14 protein-coding genes are annotated in these 15,415 nt (G+C 70.5%); 7 read left to right on the forward strand and 7 right to left on the reverse strand.

Annotated elements, in window-relative coordinates:
• Positions 1-21: 21 nt before the first annotated feature.
• On the reverse strand, positions 22-1,071 hold the full coding sequence (locus tag HUN59_RS03650; protein WP_174777531.1) for a methionine synthase: 1,050 nt from the start codon (positions 1,069-1,071) through the stop codon (positions 22-24).
• A 20-nt stretch (positions 1,072-1,091) separates the two neighbouring features.
• Positions 1,092-2,096, reverse strand: a complete 1,005-nt coding sequence (locus HUN59_RS03655) for a putative oxygenase MesX (RefSeq protein ID WP_174777532.1) — start codon at positions 2,094-2,096, stop codon at positions 1,092-1,094.
• 72 nt (positions 2,097-2,168) lie between these two features.
• Here HUN59_RS03655 and HUN59_RS03660 point away from each other — a divergent pair, with 72 nt between their 5' ends.
• Complete coding sequence (locus tag HUN59_RS03660; RefSeq protein ID WP_058741093.1) at positions 2,169-3,110, forward strand: LysR family transcriptional regulator; 942 nt, start codon at positions 2,169-2,171, stop codon at positions 3,108-3,110.
• A 111-nt stretch (positions 3,111-3,221) separates the two neighbouring features.
• Here the strand turns inward: HUN59_RS03660 and HUN59_RS03665 are convergent, their stop codons facing one another.
• A complete protein-coding gene (locus HUN59_RS03665; protein WP_254629981.1) occupies positions 3,222-3,962 on the reverse strand; it encodes an SGNH/GDSL hydrolase family protein in 741 nt (246 codons plus the stop codon).
• 96 nt (positions 3,963-4,058) lie between these two features.
• A complete protein-coding gene (locus tag HUN59_RS03670) occupies positions 4,059-5,048 on the reverse strand; it encodes a nuclear transport factor 2 family protein (RefSeq protein WP_174777534.1) in 990 nt (329 codons plus the stop codon).
• A gap of 63 nt (positions 5,049-5,111) precedes the next feature.
• Here HUN59_RS03670 and HUN59_RS03675 point away from each other — a divergent pair, with 63 nt between their 5' ends.
• On the forward strand, positions 5,112-5,495 hold the full coding sequence (locus HUN59_RS03675) for a winged helix-turn-helix transcriptional regulator (RefSeq protein ID WP_174777535.1): 384 nt from the start codon (positions 5,112-5,114) through the stop codon (positions 5,493-5,495).
• Positions 5,496-5,526: 31 nt separating this feature from the next.
• Here HUN59_RS03675 and HUN59_RS03680 read toward each other — a convergent pair whose 3' ends face one another.
• The 3 genes from HUN59_RS03680 to HUN59_RS03690 form a co-directional block, all read right to left on the reverse strand.
• Positions 5,527-6,024, reverse strand: a complete 498-nt coding sequence (locus tag HUN59_RS03680; protein WP_174777536.1) for a hypothetical protein — start codon at positions 6,022-6,024, stop codon at positions 5,527-5,529.
• Positions 6,025-6,065: 41 nt separating this feature from the next.
• Positions 6,066-6,464, reverse strand: coding sequence for a hypothetical protein (locus HUN59_RS03685; protein WP_174777537.1), 399 nt, complete (start codon positions 6,462-6,464; stop codon positions 6,066-6,068).
• A gap of 104 nt (positions 6,465-6,568) precedes the next feature.
• Positions 6,569-8,530 (reverse strand): alpha/beta hydrolase, encoded by a 1,962-nt coding sequence (locus HUN59_RS03690; RefSeq protein WP_174777538.1) that lies wholly within the window; start codon positions 8,528-8,530, stop codon positions 6,569-6,571.
• 191 nt (positions 8,531-8,721) lie between these two features.
• On the opposite strand from HUN59_RS03690, the gene HUN59_RS03695 reads away from it, so the two are divergent.
• The 5 genes from HUN59_RS03695 (at position 8,722) to HUN59_RS03715 (ending at position 15,308) form a co-directional block, all read left to right on the forward strand.
• On the forward strand, positions 8,722-9,783 hold the full coding sequence (locus HUN59_RS03695; protein WP_217483611.1) for a LacI family DNA-binding transcriptional regulator: 1,062 nt from the start codon (positions 8,722-8,724) through the stop codon (positions 9,781-9,783).
• Positions 9,784-9,899: 116 nt separating this feature from the next.
• On the forward strand, positions 9,900-11,291 hold the full coding sequence (locus HUN59_RS03700; protein ID WP_217483612.1) for an ABC transporter substrate-binding protein: 1,392 nt from the start codon (positions 9,900-9,902) through the stop codon (positions 11,289-11,291).
• Between the two features lie 11 nt (positions 11,292-11,302).
• Complete coding sequence (locus HUN59_RS03705) at positions 11,303-12,259, forward strand: carbohydrate ABC transporter permease (protein WP_254629982.1); 957 nt, start codon at positions 11,303-11,305, stop codon at positions 12,257-12,259.
• Positions 12,256-13,158, forward strand: coding sequence for a carbohydrate ABC transporter permease (locus HUN59_RS03710; protein WP_174777539.1), 903 nt, complete (start codon positions 12,256-12,258; stop codon positions 13,156-13,158). The genes HUN59_RS03705 and HUN59_RS03710 overlap by 4 nt, the downstream gene beginning before the upstream one ends.
• Before the next feature lie 50 nt (positions 13,159-13,208).
• Complete coding sequence (locus HUN59_RS03715; RefSeq protein ID WP_144804766.1) at positions 13,209-15,308, forward strand: beta-galactosidase; 2,100 nt, start codon at positions 13,209-13,211, stop codon at positions 15,306-15,308.
• Positions 15,309-15,415 lie beyond the last annotated feature (107 nt).

The following is a 15,415-nucleotide window of genomic DNA, read 5'->3' on the forward strand; positions in this document are numbered from 1 at the left end:
GGCCAATTTGGAGCCGCGCCGCTACCGCCCAGCCGGCACCGCGACGTTCGCCAGTTCCGCGCGCACGATGTCCGCACCAGCGGACAGCGCACCGAGCTTCCCGAGCGCCGCACCCCGCGCCAGCGGCGCCATCCCGCAGTTCGAGCTCGGGATGAGCTTGTCCGCGTCGACGTAATCGAGCGCCCGGCGGAGCACCTCGGCGACCTCGTCCGGGGTCTCGACGGTCTCGGTGGCGACGTCGACCGCGCCGAGCATGACCTTCTTGCCGCGGATCAGCTCGACGAGTTCGAGCGGGACGTGGGAGTGGATGCACTCGAGCGAGACGATGTCGATCGACGACTGCTGCAGGAGCGGGAAGGACTGCTCGTACTGCCGCCACTCGGCGCCGAGGGTCTCCTTCCACCGGTTGTTCGCCTCGATGCCGTAGCCGTAGCAGATGTGCACGGCGGTCTCGACGCGCAGCCCCTCGGCAGCGCGCTCGAGTGCGGCGACGCCCCAGTCCTGCACCTCGTCGTGGAAGACGGTGAAGGCGGGCTCGTCGAACTGGATGACGTCGACGCCGGCGTCCTGGAGCTCGCGGGCCTCCTGGTTGAGGATCGTGGCGAACTCCCACGCGAGCTTCTCGCGGCTCTTGTAGTGCTGGTCCGACAGGGTGTCGATCATCGTCATCGGGCCGGGGAGCGCCCACTTGATCGGCCGGTCGGTCTGCGCGCGGAGGAACTTCGCGTCCTCGACGAAGACCGACTGGGGACGACTGACGGCGCCGACGACGGTCGGCACGGCGGCGTCGTACCGGTCGCGGATGCGGACGGTCTCCTTGCGCTCCTGGTCGATGCCGTCCAGGTGCTCGATGAACGTGGTGACGAAGTGCTGGCGGGTCTGCTCACCGTCGCTGACGATGTCGATGCCCCGGCGCTCCTGCTCGTGGACGGCGGAGCGGAGGGCATCCTGCTTGCCCTCGGTCAGCGCGTCGCCCTCGAGCTGCCAGGGGGACCAGAGTCGCTCGGGCTCGGCGAGCCAGGACGGCTTCGGCAGGCTGCCGACGATGGCGGTGGGGAGGAGGGTGCTCATGCGGGCGGGGTTCCAGTCGTTCAACGGGTCGGGACGGCGGTGTCGGCGGCGAGACGTGCCAGGAGTTCGCGGTGTGGCTTGACCAGGTGCTCCTCGGTCCAGCGGCCCTGGGTGACGCCGAGGCGGCTCCGCTCCTCGCGGTCGTAGGTGACGGGCGGCACCGTGAAGTCGGTGTGCTCCAGGGTCGGGCGGTAGGTGGCCGGGGCGACGACGTCCGCGTTGTAGATCTCCGGGCGGTAGATCTTCTGGAACGTCTCCATCGTCGCGATCGTGCCGATGAGCTGCAGGTCCGAGTAGTCGTGCAGCAGGTCGCCGCGCGTGTAGAACGCGAGCGGGGCCTTGCCACCCGGGGGCATGAAGTAGCGGACCTGCATGCCCATCCGGCCGAAGTAGTCGTCGGTCAGCGAGGAGTGCTCGTGCGCGTACTCGGCGCCGAGCACGGGGTGGACCGTCGCGGTCTGGCGGTAGGTCTGGCTCGTGGAGACGCTGATGCAGACGACGGGCTCCTGGTCGAACTCGGACCGGAAGGCGTCGGACTCCAGGAAGCGCTGGAACAGTCGGCCGTGCAGCAGCCCGAAGTCGGCGGGGATCCCGGCGGACTTGTCCAGCGTCGGCAGCAGCACGGAGAAGTCGTAGTCGCGCAGGTACGACGAGAAGTTGTTGCCGAGGATGCCGTGGTGGCGCTCGCCGGTGTGCTGGTCGACGATCGTGACGTCGAGCATCTCGAGCAGCGGGAACGCGACGTCCGTCGCTCCGTCGTCGAACTCGGCGGTGACCGAGACGATGTCGAGCTCGACCGCGTAGCGACGCGAGTCGCCAGCAGACGCAGCAGCAGCCGCCGCCGACGGCGCGGCCAGGTCGTTCGCCCGCTCGTCGATCATGCCGAGCGCGTTCCGGAGGTTCTGCTGGCGGTGCTCACCGCGCGCCAGGTTGGCGAAGTTCGTGGTCAGCCGGGAGCTGTCGGCGGGGGAGTAGTCCTCGTCGAAGCGGGTCCGGGTGATCCGGAAGGTCAGGTCGTTCGCCATCCCCCGATCATGACCGCGGGCGCGGGTCATCAGGTAATCCGCAGTTGCTATGCGGCGGTATAGCCTCCTCCTATGGCCCGCGTGTCGAACGACATCACCCTGCAGCAGCTCCGGTACTTCATCGAGGTCGCGACGGAGGGGTCGATCACCGCGGCCGCCGACCTGCTCTACGTCTCGCAGCCGACGATGTCCGCGGCGATGAAGGACCTGGAGACCCGGATCGGCCGCCCGCTCTTCACCCGGTCGGCCCGAGGGGTCGTGCTCACCGTCGACGGGGTCGAGTTCCTCGGGTACGCCCGGCAGGTCGTCGAGCAGGTCTCCTTGCTCGAGCAGCGCTACGTCGGGCGGCAGGCCTCGCGGCGGCTGCTCGGTGTCTCCGCGCAGCACTACTCCTTCGCGGTGGAGGCCTTCGTCCGCATGGTCGAGGCGGCGGCCGCGGACGAGTACGAGTTCTCGCTCCGGGAGACCCGCACGTGGGACATCATCGAGGACGTCCGCACCCTGCGCAGCGAGGTCGGCATCCTGTACCGCAACGACTTCAACCGGCAGGTGCTCGGGAAGCTCATGCGCGACGCCGGGGTGGTCTTCACGCCGCTGTTCGTCGCGCAGCCGCACATCTTCGTGGCCCGACGGAACCCGCTGGCGTCGCGGGAACGGGCGACGCTCGAGGACCTGGCTGACCTGCCCCGGCTGACGTTCGACCAGGGTGCGAACAACTCCTTCTACCTGGCCGAGGAGATCCTGTCGACGATGTCGAGCAAGCGGGAGATCCGGGTGTCGGACCGGGCGACGATCTTCAACCTGATGATCGGTCTCGGCGGGTACACGATCTCGACGGGGCTGATCAGCGACGACCTGGACCCGGAGATCGTCGCCATCCCGCTCGACGTCGACGAGCGCATCGAGATCGGGTGGATCGCGCACGCGTCGGTGCCGCTCACGGTGCAGGCGCAGGCGTACCTGGACGAGCTGCGTGCGGTGGTCGTCAGCTACGGGGTCGAGCCGCTGGGCTGAGCCCGGCGGGCGGCGGCCCGGCAGGCGGGCTCGCGTCGCCCGTGTGGGTGGTGGCCGGCCTGGAGGCGCGACCTGCGTCCGTCACCTGGGTCGCGCCTCCAGGCCGATTCCCTACTCGCGGACCGGACCCAGCGTCGCGCTCTTGGGGGTCCGCCCGTCCCCGGACGACCGTCCGGTGAGGCGTCTGCCGACCCACGGCAGGACGTGGACGCGGAGGTGCTCGATCGTGGACGCGCGCTCCGCGAGCCGGACGGCCCCGTCCCAGGTCGGCAGGGGGACGCCCAGGGCGGTCAGGACGTTCGCCGCGACCCGCCGGTGGCCGAGGGTGTTGAGGTGGAGCCGGTCCGGCGCCCAGAGTGCGAGGTCCTGGAACCCCGCGTCCGTCCAGTTGTCGACCACGGTGACGTTCGGCCGGTCCGCCCATGACCGGATGTGGTCCGCGTACTCGTCCCCGCGTCGGCGGATGAGCCGGCCGAGCGGCAGGTGCCGGGTCATGTCCGCGACGGTGACGAAGAGCACGTCGGTGCCGGTGCGCACGGCGGCGTCGAGCCCGGCCATGATGCGTCGGGCGTTGGCGGCGATCGACACCCGCGGGCGCAGGATGTCGTTGTTGCCGCCGCTGATGCTCAGCAGGTCCGGCCCGAGGCGCAGGGCGGCGGGGAGCTGGTCGTCGAGGATCGGCGCGAGCAGCTTGCCGCGGATCGCGAGGTTGGCGTAGGTGAACGTGCGGTCGGAGGCAGCGGCGAGGCCACCGGCCACGAGGTCGGCCCACCCCCGGGGCGAGCCGTCGGGCCACTCGTCGCCGACCCCCTCGGCGAAGCTGTCGCCGATCACCGCGAACTTGGTGTGCATCGTCGCCATCCTCCCACCGTCACCCGAGCGTGGTCCCGGGCGCGGTGCGCGCACCCGGGACCACGCTCGTCGCGACCGCCCGCCCGTTCCCGGCGCTCAGCTCGTCGGCACGACGTCCCAGTGCTCGCGGATCAGCCCGCCGTCGACGCGGAACAGGTCGGCCGCGAGCAGCGGCGCGTCCGGTGCCGCCCCGACCGGCTGCGAGAACGTCCACACCAGGTCGCCGTCCGCGAGCGAGATGACCGACTGCTGGGCGGGGAACTGCGCGCCGCTGCCGAACAGCTGCTTGAGGGCGGCCGTCCCGTTCGGCGCGACGGGGTTGTGCTGCAGGTACGCGGGGTCGAAGTCGCGGTCGAGGACGGACACGTCGTGGTCCCGGAACAGGGAGTCGTAGGCGGACACCGCGAAGGTCCGGTTGCGCTCCTCCTGGCGTTCGCTCGGGGGCGGCGTCGGTCGCGCCGGGCGGTACAGGTCGCTGAACATCGTGTTCGTGTTGCCGCTGGCGGGCTTCCCCGTCGCGATGGCCTGGTCGAGGGACCAGTGCTCCACGACCCGGCCGTCCCGCAGCCGGAACAGGTCCACTGCCGCGTCCCCACGGCGCTCGTCGTGGATGTCGGGTGCGACCTGCCAGTGCACGGCCACCAGGTCACCGTCCGCCGCGACGTGCTTCACGACCGCGTGGGCGCCGGGGACGCGGGCGCGGTCGGCGGCGAACTCGGCCAGGACCCCGGCGGGGCCGGCGCTCGCCCCGTTCGTGTGCGTCACGGCCTCCGGGGCGACGAGCGTCTGCGCCAGGCGGCGGGCCGCCGGGCTGGTCGGGTCCACGAACGTCCGGGTCAGGAGCGTGACGACCGCGCAGCGGTTCCGGCGTTCGGTCGCGGTGTCGAGACGGGAGGCGGTGGTCCCGCCGTCGGCGATCGTGGCCGACCGGGAGGCGCGGGTCACGTCCGGTGCGGCGCTGGCGGTCGCGGGGACGCCGAGTCCGGCGAGCAGGGCGGCGCCGGTGACCAGGGCGGCGCCGCCCACGAGGGCGGCGCGGTGGCGGGTGCGGTGCTTCGTCAGCGGGTGCTTCGTCGTGGGCTGCATGGCGACGACGGTAGGTCGGGCGTGCACTGGCCGGAAGGAGGCACTTCTCCGTACGGTACTGACATGGACGTCGGAATCGCGGTCCCGGACGGAACTCAGGACACCCCTGCGGACGGACCGGTCCGGTTCCCCACGGCGTGTCCGACGCGAGTGGTGCTCAGCCACGTCACGAGCCGGTGGGGCGTCCTCGTCCTGCTCGCACTGCGGGACGGGCCGGTGCGGTGGGGTGCGCTGCGCCGGACGATCGAGGGCGTGAGCGAGAAGATGCTCGCCTCGACGCTCCGGACGTTGGAGCACGACGGCATCGTGCACCGGGACGTGCAGCCGACGGTGCCGCCGCGGGTCGACTACTCGCTGACGGGTGCCGGGCAGGAGCTGGCCGAGCGGCTCGTGCCCCTGATGGACTGGATCGTCGAGCACGCGGACGCGATCGTGGACGGTCGGTGACCGCTCCTGCCCCGCACCGCGGCGGCCGCTGTCAGTTCTCGAGTCGCTGCTGGTCGGGCATCCCGTCGGAGCACTTCGACGTCGCCGACATCTGGTAGTTCCCCGGGTAGGCGTCGAAGCTCGCCGACACGACCGGCCCACCGCGCCCGCGGACTCCCGGTACCGGGTCGGGGCCACCGCTCTGGTACTCGTCGACGTCGACTCCGGCGTCCCGCCAGTGCTTGCTCACCGCTTGCACGTCGACTCGGGCATCAGCGCCAGAGGTGTCAGTCCGCTTCATGACGTAGACGAACATCGTGCCGGGTACACCGGAGTCTTGCTCGCACTCTCGGACGCCGGGACCGCTGAGGTGCTCCCAGGTGCCGCCGCCGGCGGTCGTCGACTGCTCGACGAATTCGATCACGGACTGCTTCGCTTCGGAGGGCTGTACCGAGGGCTCCGTCGTGTCGTCGCTGCAGGCGGACAGCACGAGCAGCGTGCCGACGAGCAGGGCCGACTGGACGAGGGCTCGTGGCCATCTGGACATCATGCGAACCGACGCTCCGGTGCGTGTACGACGACGGCGTGCCGTCAGCCCTCTCGTGAGAGCTCGTCCGGCGAGCCGTCGGAGCACTGTGACGTCGCGGAGAGTCGGTAGTTGCCGGGCTTCGCGTTGAAGCTCGCCGAGATCACCGGACCACCTCGCCCTCGGACTCCGGGTACGGGATCCGCCCCGCCGCTCTCGTACCACTCGACGTCGACGCCGAGGTCCTTCCAGCGTTCACCGACCGCCCGCACGTCGGCGCGCGCGTCGGCATCGGTCGAATCGGCACGCTTGACGATGTACACGAACATCGTTCCCGGAGCCCCATTCTCCTGCGCGCACTCCCGGACGCCCGGTCCGCTGACGTGCTCCCACTCGCCGCCCGCTGCTGCGGATGACTGCTCGACGAACTCGACGACGGACTGCTCCGCTTGGGAGGGCTTCACTGTGGGTTCTCCTGGATCGTTGCTGCATGCCGTCAGGGCGAAGATGGTGGCGCAGAGCAACGCCGCGGTCGTGATCGACCGTGCGTCGTGGGCACGCCTGGCGCTCACGGGACTTGCTGCATCTGCTCGAGGACGGTTTTCTCGTACCACGTCAGTCCTTTGGGCTCGTGCTTGGTCATCGCTTCAGGATGGCCTGTCGTGGCCTGCCCGATGTTGTAGAGCGACTCGGTGTCGTTGTCGAGGTATCCCCGGTGGTCATCGGTGAGGACGTTGTGGTCGTCCACGGAGAGCTTCTCGTCGTCACCGGGGACGCCGTCCGTCCCGAAGGCGGTCGCGTCGAAGTCGGGGTCGGTGGGATCTTGGCCGTGTGACCAGCTCAGCCTTCCGGTTTGTGCCCATCGGTCGCCTCGTCCTGGCTCGAAGACCCAGATGTTCTGGGCCTGTCCTGCGTACACGTGGTCCGCGTGCAGGTCCGATGCGTTGTCGACCGTGTCGGGGAGGCCTGCCGAGCCGATCGTGGTGAAGGTGTCGACGTGGATGTCCGGCTTCGTCAGTGTGTAGGCCGCGGTGGTCGAACCGTACGAGTGGGCGACGATGTTGTTCGAGAACGAGTCGTCCCCGCGCGCGGCGTTCAGACCGCGGAGCGCGGTCGCGAGCTTCTCGCTGCCGTCCTTCGCGTACTTCGTGCCGAGGACGCCGAAGTCGAGTTGCCCCTGGATGACCGGTTGCGGCGGGGTGGAGTAGCCGACCCAGGACACGACGGCGCGTTCCTCGGGCCCACTCGAACCCTGTTCGGAGTACAGGTTCTGTGCTGCCATGGTCCAGCCGGTCATGCCCTTCGTGTCCGTGGCCATGCCCGGAACGGTCCAGGTCACGTTCTTCGCGGTGTCGAGGTCACCGATCGAGATCGCGGCCAAGGGAGGGACGACGTCGTCATCCAGCGAGATCAGGAAGCGCGCCCCCTCGTTCGTCGTGTCGTCAGTGGCGATGCGGATGTTCTTGAGGGCCGTCAGGTTCTCGTAGGCCGTGGCGTAGGAGGCGCCGCCGGGGTCGTAGGTGGTCGATCGCTCCAGGTCACGAAGGCGCTGCTCAGCCGTGCTGATCAAGTCGTCCAGCACGACCCGGTTCGCAGCGTCCCGAGCCCAGTAAGCGACTCCCTCGAGGTTGCCGAGCTGGCGGAGCACCGGGAGCGGGAGTGCCTGGACGTCGCGCCGGTCGGCCGGGGTCAACCCGAGCTCGGCCCACAGCGCCGCGACCTGGGTGGCGGTGAGGTCGGGGGCGAGGAGCGCGGTCATGCCTGCGGGGAGTTCGGCCGCCGCGGAGATGTCGAGGACGCCGTTCGACAACGTTCCCTGACCTCCGGCGCGGTCGAAAGCGTCTGCGATCCGGTCGAGCCAGGCGGCGTCCTCGGCGTTCTCGTCGATCAGTCGGTCGAAGCCACCGACGAACGACGCGCTCCCGATCCGGGCCCACCCGCACGTCGAGGTGAAGGCCGTCCAAGCGTTCCGGACCGCCGTGCGCTCAGCGCCGGCGGAGCGGTCGAGCCCACGAGTCGTCGAAGCGAAGCCGCGGAGGGCGGTGGGATCCGCGGCGCTCCGTCCCTCCGATGTCCCGCCGCCGGTGCGCGTCCGGGCCCGGGGTGCGAACGCCGCTGACACCTCCGGCGGTGACACCGGCGTCTCGGAAGGTCGGATGTCGAGCGGTTGCACACCCGGGACGCCGAAGATGCCCAGCGGTGAGGCGGCAGCAGCGTCGTCCCGCGCCTGTTGCCGCTGCTGCCACGCCGCGAGGTCCGCCCGCCGCGTGCGCTCCTGGTCGGCGGCGGCTGTTGCTCGGTGCACCTGCTCGGTCAGTTCGTCGAGGACACGGGCGAGTTTGGCCCGGTCCTCGGACTCGATCCGTGCCGATTCGTCGAAGCGCTTCGCGTACGCGCCGTCGAAGTCCTCTCGCGCAGACTCTGCCGCGGTCCGCCGCGCGGCTGCCTGCGCGCGGAGCCGTTGCGCAGCCGTCGTCGCGGCTCGTTCGAGTCGCGCGGCTGATCCGTTGTCGTAGTCGATCCCCACCATGAGCCCCCCGCCCCGACTGGAACGTACTCGGTCCAGCGTGTCGACGATCTTCGTCGCACTCGGTGAAATGTGCAACCTCAGTCTCGACCCCGACTTCCCGACTCATGCTTGACTACGTAGACAACGGCGTGGTTGTCTTGCTGCACGGCCGCTCCCTGCGGCCCTCTCGACGCAGCGAAGGAGCTGGCAGCATGCGCGACGACGCCCCCGTACGCCGCCTCCGCCCGGCGTCGATGACCGACGTCGCCGCGCTCGCCGGGGTCTCGCAGAAGACCGTCTCCCGCGTGGTCAACGACGAGCCGCACGTGACCGAGTCCGTCCGCGCGAAAGTGGAAGCCGCCATCGCCGAGCTCGGCTTCCGCCCCAACGCCGCCGCTCGGTCCCTGAAGTCCCAGCGCTCCCGCCGCGTCGGGCTCATCACGATCGGCACGAACCTGTACGGCCCGACCGCGATGCTCACGGGCGTCGAGCAGGCCTGTCGCACGAACGGCTACGCGCTCGCCGTCGTCCGCACCGTGACGGCCCTCGCCGACGAACTGCAGCCCGCGGTCGACTCCCTCGTCGAGCAGGGGGTCGAGGCGATCGTCCTGTCCGAGCCGGTCGAGAACCAGATGGACCAGCTCCGGATGCCCGACGGCGTCACGATCCTGACCCTCGGCCCGCCGGACGTCGCCGACCGCGCGAACACCCTGGCGGTCGGTCTCGACGAGACCGGCGCCGCCTTCGCAGCGACCGACCACCTGCTCGCGCTCGGCCACGAGACGGTGTGGCACATCGCTGGTCCGGCGAACTGGACCTCGAGCCAGTGCCGCACCACCGGGTGGCGTGCGGCGCTCCAGGACGCGGGCGTCGCGGAGCACACCCCGGTGGAGGGGGACTGGTCGCCGCAGAGCGGTCACGACGCCATGCGCTCGCTGCTCACACGCCCCGACGTCACGGCTGTGTTCGTCGCCAACGACCAGATGGCGATCGGTGCGATGTCCGCCATCCAGCACGCCGGTCTGTCCGTCCCGCGGGACATCAGCATCGTCGGCTTCGACGACATGCCGATCGCCGCGTTCCTGCCCACACCGCTCACGACCATCCGCCAGGACTTCGACGAGGCAACCCGCCTCGCGATGCACCGCCTCTTCCGCACCCTCGAGGGCCACCCGCCCGCCGAGCGGCACCGGATGCTCCCGGGACAGCTCGTCACGCGCGCCACCAGCGCACCGCCCTCCGATGAGCGCCGTCACCTCCGCCCCGCCGACTGAACCCCCGGACGGGAGGCGCGGCTCGCGTCCGGCCCGTACGTGAGCGCTCACATGCGCTCGCGTCCACCCCGACACCACCCCGACACCCACCCGACGACGACGTCAGGAGTTCGTTCGTGACCCCAGTACCGACGCGACCCACCGGTCGGACCGAACCCGATCCTCCAGGCCGGTCCGACCGCCGCGCACCCAGCCGACGCGACCTGCTCCGCTGGGGTGCCGCGGCCGGCGGAGCCGCCGCCCTGAGCGGCCTGCTCGCCGCGTGCTCACCGCAGTCCTCCGCCGCCGTCCGCTCCGGCCGGGCCGACCTGTCCTTCTGGACGCACGACCCCGGCTACGAGAAGTTCTTCACCCAGGCGCTGCCCGTCGCGGACCGGAAGTCGCGGTTCGACTACGCACTCGACATCACGACCATCGCGGCGGCCGACATCCCGACGAAGCTCATCGCGCAGGCCGTCGCGGGCACCGGGACGCCGGACGTCGCGGGTCTCGAGATCGGCGCGTTCTGCCGGATGCTCCGCGGCGACATCGCGAAGGAGCTCCTGAGCGACCTGTCACCGTCGGTCGCCTCGCGGAAGGACGACCTGATCGGCGCGCGCCTGACACCGTTCTCGAAGGACGGGCGGCTCTACGCGCTCGACTCGGACACCCCGCTGTGCGTCTACTACCACCGCGCCGACCAGTTCCGGGCGCTCGGCATCCCCGACGACCTGGCGACGTGGGAGGAGACGATGGCGGTCGGCGCGAAGCTCAGCAAGAGCAAGGGCGTCTCGCTGCACGCCGTCGCGGTGACCGACCCGGGCGGGACGCTGCAGAGCTACCAGATCCTGCTGCTCCAGCGCGGTGGCGACCTGTACGACGAGTCCGGCGACATCGCGATCCAGACGCCCGAGGCCGAGCGCACCCTGCAGTTCCTGGTCGACGGCGTGCAGTCCGGCGCGATCGCCACGGTCGCCGACATGTACGGACCCAGCCTGCAGTCGGGTCTGAAGGGCGGCACGATCCTGGCGGTGGACATGCCGTCCTGGTACGCGAGCTACGGCATCAAGCCCAACGTGCCCGAGCAGCAGGGGAAGTGGCGGGTCCGCAACCTGCCGCGGTTCGCCGGCGGCGGCAGCACCACGAGCGTCGGCGGCGGGACCGGGTTCGCGGTGCTCCGCGACAAGCCGCTCACGCAGGCCGGCATCGACCTCGTCCTCGCCGCGTACCTGGACCCCGACCAGCAGGTCAAGCGGTACCAGGACCTCGGCTACCTGCCGACCCTGCGCTCGGTGTACGACGACCCGCGTCTCGCCGCGATGAGCGACCCGTACTTCGGCGGACAGCAGCTGTTCGGTGTCTACAAGTCGGTCGTCGACGAGGTGCCCTCGCAGCACCAGAGCGCGAACGCCGCGATCCTGCAGACCGTCCTGAGCGGGTACCTCATCAAGGCCTACAAGGGCCAGATCTCCCCGAAGCAGGCGCTCGACGCCGCTGCGGCCGACTTCCGCGGTCAGACCCGCGCCTGAGGAGGACGACGTTGTCCACATCCACCGCCACCGGCATCCCGGTGTCCGCCACGACCGCCGCCGCGGATCCGCCCGCCGGCCGTCGTCGCCGGCTCAACACGAACGGCGGCAGTGCGCCGTACCTGTTCATCGCGCCGTTCTACGTCCTGTACGCCCTGTTCATGATCGTGCCGGTGCTCGCCGCCGTGTACCTGTCGCTCACCGAGTGGGTCGGGCTCGGTACGCCGGACTGGGTGGGACTCCGGAACTACACGAACCTGTTCCGGGACACGAGCTTCGGCACGGCGCTGGTCAACTCGCTGATCTACACGCTCATCGCGGTGTTCGTCATCGTGCCGGTGTCGCTCCTGGTCGCGCAGGCGCTCAACGCGAAGGGCCTGCGCGCCCGTGACCTGTTCCGCGTGACGTTCTTCATCCCGATGGTGCTGTCGCCGATCGTGATCGCGCTCATCTACAGCCTGGTGTTCGACACGAACTACGGGCTGCTGAACGCCACGCTCAAGGCACTGTTCGGGCTGCCGAACACCGACTGGCTCGGCGACCCGACGCTCGCGAAGGTCGCCATCGGGTTCGTCCTGCTCTGGCGCACGGTCGGGTACCTGACGATCTTCTTCCTGGCGGCCCTGCAGAACGTGTCGCCGGAGCAGTACGAAGCCGCGTCGCTCGACGGCGCCGGGACGTTCCGGAAGTTCACGAACGTGACGCTGCCGGCGATCCGTCCGGTGACCGCGTTCGTCGTCGTGACGTCCTTCATCAGTGCGGCCCAGCTGTTCGACGAGCCCTACCTGCTCACCAAGGGCGGACCGGGTGAAGCGACCCTGTCCGTCGCCATGTTCATCTACCGCGCCGCGTTCGAACGGCAGCAGTTCGGGTACGCGGCGGCAGCCGGTGTCGTGCTGTTCGTCGTCGTGTTCGGCGTCAGTCAGATCCTCAACCGCGCGCTCGCCATCGGGAGGGACGACGCATGACCGCCACCACCGTCACCGAGGCCGTGACCACCAGGGGCGCCGGCCGACGACCCCGTTCCGGTCCGGCACGCACCCCGGGCTGGGTCGCCCGCCGCGGCCTCCTCTACGCCACGTTGATCGTGCTGCTGCTCGTGTTCGTGTTCCCGCTGCTGTGGGCGCTGTCCGGGTCGTTCAAGCGCCGCGGCGACATCTTCTCGACGCCGCCGACGCTCATCCCGAGTCCGGCGACCGGCGAGAACTACGTGAACCTGCTCACCACGCAGCCGTTCTGGGCGTGGTTCGGCATCAGCGTCGGCACCGCGGTGATCGCCACCGTAGTGTCCGTCTTCGTCTGCGCGATGGCCGGGTACGGGTTCGCGAAGTTCCGGTTCCGGGGGAAGCGGGTCCTGTTCGCGGTGATGTTCTCGTCGCTGTCGGTGCCGTTCGCGGTGATCCTCGTGCCGCTGTTCATCCTCGTCGTGAAGTCGGGGCTCGCGAACCCGTGGTTCTCGCTCATCGTGCCGTGGGTGGCGCCCGCGTTCGGCATCTTCATGATGCAGCAGTTCATCACCCAGTCGATCCCGGACGAGATCATCGAGGCCGCCCGCATCGACGGCAACTCGGAGTTCGGCACGTTCCGCCGCGTCGTGCTCCCGCTGCTCCGCCCGTCCCTCGGGGCGCTCGCCGTGTGGAGCTTCCTGCAGAGCTACAACTCGTTCCTCTGGCCGCTCGTGCTCGTGTCGAACTCCGACCAGTACACGCTGCCGCTCGGCCTCAACGCGATCTTCGCGTCCGAGAACCGCTCGTACGACCTCGTGCTGGCCGGTGCCGTCCTGGCGAGCGTGCCGACGATCCTCGTGTTCCTGCTCCTCCGGAAGCAGTTGCTCGACGGCCTGACCGCGGGAGCGGTCAAGGGATGACCTCTCCCGCCCCCGACCACCGACCCCCTTCGAACGGAGCACCCCGCACCATGCAGCACGACCGCGTCCTCTTCGGCGCCGCGTACTACCACGAGTACCAGCCCACCCCCCGGCTCGACGAGGACATGCGCCTCATGCAGGAGGCCGGCTTCTCGGTCGTCCGCGTCGGCGAGTCCGTCTGGAGCACCTGGGAGCCGGAGAACGGCCGGTTCGACCTGGAGTGGCTCGCACCCGTGCTCGACGCCGCGCACGAGCACGGCATCCGGGTGGTCCTCGGCACGCCGACGTACGCGGTGCCGATGTGGCTCGCGCGGATCGTGCCGGAGATCAACGTCCGCCGCCGGACCGGCGGCGAGGCGATGGGCTGGGGCGCCCGGCAGGAGATCGACCACGCCCACCCGGCGTTCCTGTTCCACGCCGAGCGCGTGATCCGGAAGATCGTGGCCCGGTACGCCGACCACCCGGCGGTGATCGGGTACCAGGTCGACAACGAGCCGGGCAACGAGCTGATCGCGAACCCCGAGGTGTTCCAACGCTTCGTCGACCACCTGCGCCACACCTACGGCACGGTCGAACGCCTCAACGAGGAGTGGGGCCTGACCTACTGGTCGCACCGCCTGTCCACCTGGGCGGACCTGTGGACGCCCGACGGCAACGTCCAGCCCCAGTACGACCTGGCCTGGCGGCGGTTCCAGGCCTCCCTGACGACCGACTTCATCGGCTGGCAGGCGTCGATCGTCCGCGAGTACGCCCGCGAGGACCAGTTCGTCACGACGTGCATCTCGTACGAGCGCCCCACCGTCGAGGACGACGCCCTGACCCGTGCCCTCGACGTCACCGCCGGGAACCCCTACTACCGGATGCAGGACGCCCTCGCGCTCCCGAACACCGACGAGGCGCCGCAGTACTGGACGTCGTCGGGTGCGTGGACGATCGTCGCGACCGGCGACCGGATGTACGGCTCGAAGCAGGCGCCGTTCCTGGTCACCGAGACGAACGCGCAGGCGATCGGCTTCTCGTGGACGAACGAGCCCGCGTACGAGGGGCAGTGGCGCCAGGCGGCGTGGGCGCTGGTGTCCCGTGGTGCGTCGATGATCGAGTACTGGCACTGGCACACGCTCCACTTCGGGGTCGAGACCTACTGGGGTGGCGTGCTCCCGCACTCGCAGCAGCCGGGCCGCACGTACGAGGAGATCGCCCGCATCGGTGCGGAGTTCCGGCACGCGGGGGACCGGGTCGCCGGACTCCGGCCGCACGCCGACGTCGCCCTGCTGTTCTCGAACGAGTCGAAGTGGGCGCTGAACGAGCACCCCGCCCTCGGCGACGGACCGGAGCCCGACCGCCGCTCGTGGCAGACCGTGTACGACGCCTTCGCCCGGGGCGTGTTCGACGCCGGGCTGCAGGCGAACACGGTGCACCCGTCGCAGGTGTTCGACCGGGACCCCGCGTCCTTCGCCCGGGAGCGTCCGGTCCTCGTCGCCGCCGCGTTCACGATCGCGACCGACGCGCAGCTGCAGTGGCTCGCCGCGTACGCCGAGGCCGGCGGGCACCTGGTCGTCGGCATCCGCACCGGCTACGAGGACCACGAGGCCCGCGCACGGCTCGAGCGCAAGCCCGCGTTCCTCGACACCGCCGCGGGCGTGCACTACGACGAGTTCAGCAATCTCGGGCACCGCATCCCGGTGACCGCCGGAGCCGCAGCCGACGCCCTCGGCTTCGCGGTGCCGACCGGTGCCACCGCGACACGGTGGGCGGACGGGCTGCTCGTGGACGACGCCGACGTCCTCGCCGGCTACGACCACCCGCACCACGGCCGCTTCGCCGCCGTCACGACGCGGGCCCACGGCGCCGGGCGGGTCACGTACGTCGGCACGGTGCCGGACCCGGCGCTCGCCGCCGCCGTCGTGGACTGGGCGGTCGCGCAGGGGAACGGGGCGACCGCGTGGCGGCCGCAGACCGACACGCAGTCGGTCGCGAGCGCGGTGAACCAGCGCGGGGAGACCGTGCACGTCGTGCACAACTGGTCGTGGACGCCGAGTACCTTCACCGTGCCGGTCGACGCCCAGGACGTCCTCGACGGCGGGGCGCTCGCGGCGGGGTCCGAGCTGTCGCTCGGGGCCTGGGACGTGCGGGTGGTGGCCGTCCGGTAGACGGGACCACGGGACGGACGGGAGGCGCGGTGCCAGCTGGCACCGCGCCTCCCGTCCGTCCTGGGGTGAAGCTCCGCGTCGAACGCGCGCCGCCTCGATCACCACGT

The organism is Curtobacterium sp. Csp2 (genome assembly GCF_013347165.1).

Bases quoted from the DNA above. Each gene is read 5' to 3' on its own strand.
- HUN59_RS03715 (WP_144804766.1), top strand. From the start codon at position 13,209: ATGCAGCACGACCGCGTCCTCTTCGGCGCCGCGTACTACCACGAGTAC.
- HUN59_RS03695 (WP_217483611.1), top strand. From the start codon at position 8,722: ATGCGCGACGACGCCCCCGTACGCCGCCTCCGCCCGGCGTCGATGACC.
- HUN59_RS03670 (WP_174777534.1), bottom strand. From the start codon at position 5,048: ATGCAGCCCACGACGAAGCACCCGCTGACGAAGCACCGCACCCGCCAC.
- HUN59_RS03690 (WP_174777538.1), bottom strand. From the start codon at position 8,530: ATGGTGGGGATCGACTACGACAACGGATCAGCCGCGCGACTCGAACGA.
- HUN59_RS03680 (WP_174777536.1), bottom strand. From the start codon at position 6,024: ATGATGTCCAGATGGCCACGAGCCCTCGTCCAGTCGGCCCTGCTCGTC.
- HUN59_RS03665 (WP_254629981.1), bottom strand. From the start codon at position 3,962: ATGCACACCAAGTTCGCGGTGATCGGCGACAGCTTCGCCGAGGGGGTC.
- HUN59_RS03655 (WP_174777532.1), bottom strand. From the start codon at position 2,096: ATGGCGAACGACCTGACCTTCCGGATCACCCGGACCCGCTTCGACGAG.
- HUN59_RS03675 (WP_174777535.1), top strand. From the start codon at position 5,112: ATGGACGTCGGAATCGCGGTCCCGGACGGAACTCAGGACACCCCTGCG.
- HUN59_RS03710 (WP_174777539.1), top strand. From the start codon at position 12,256: ATGACCGCCACCACCGTCACCGAGGCCGTGACCACCAGGGGCGCCGGC.
- HUN59_RS03650 (WP_174777531.1), bottom strand. From the start codon at position 1,071: ATGAGCACCCTCCTCCCCACCGCCATCGTCGGCAGCCTGCCGAAGCCG.
- HUN59_RS03660 (WP_058741093.1), top strand. From the start codon at position 2,169: ATGGCCCGCGTGTCGAACGACATCACCCTGCAGCAGCTCCGGTACTTC.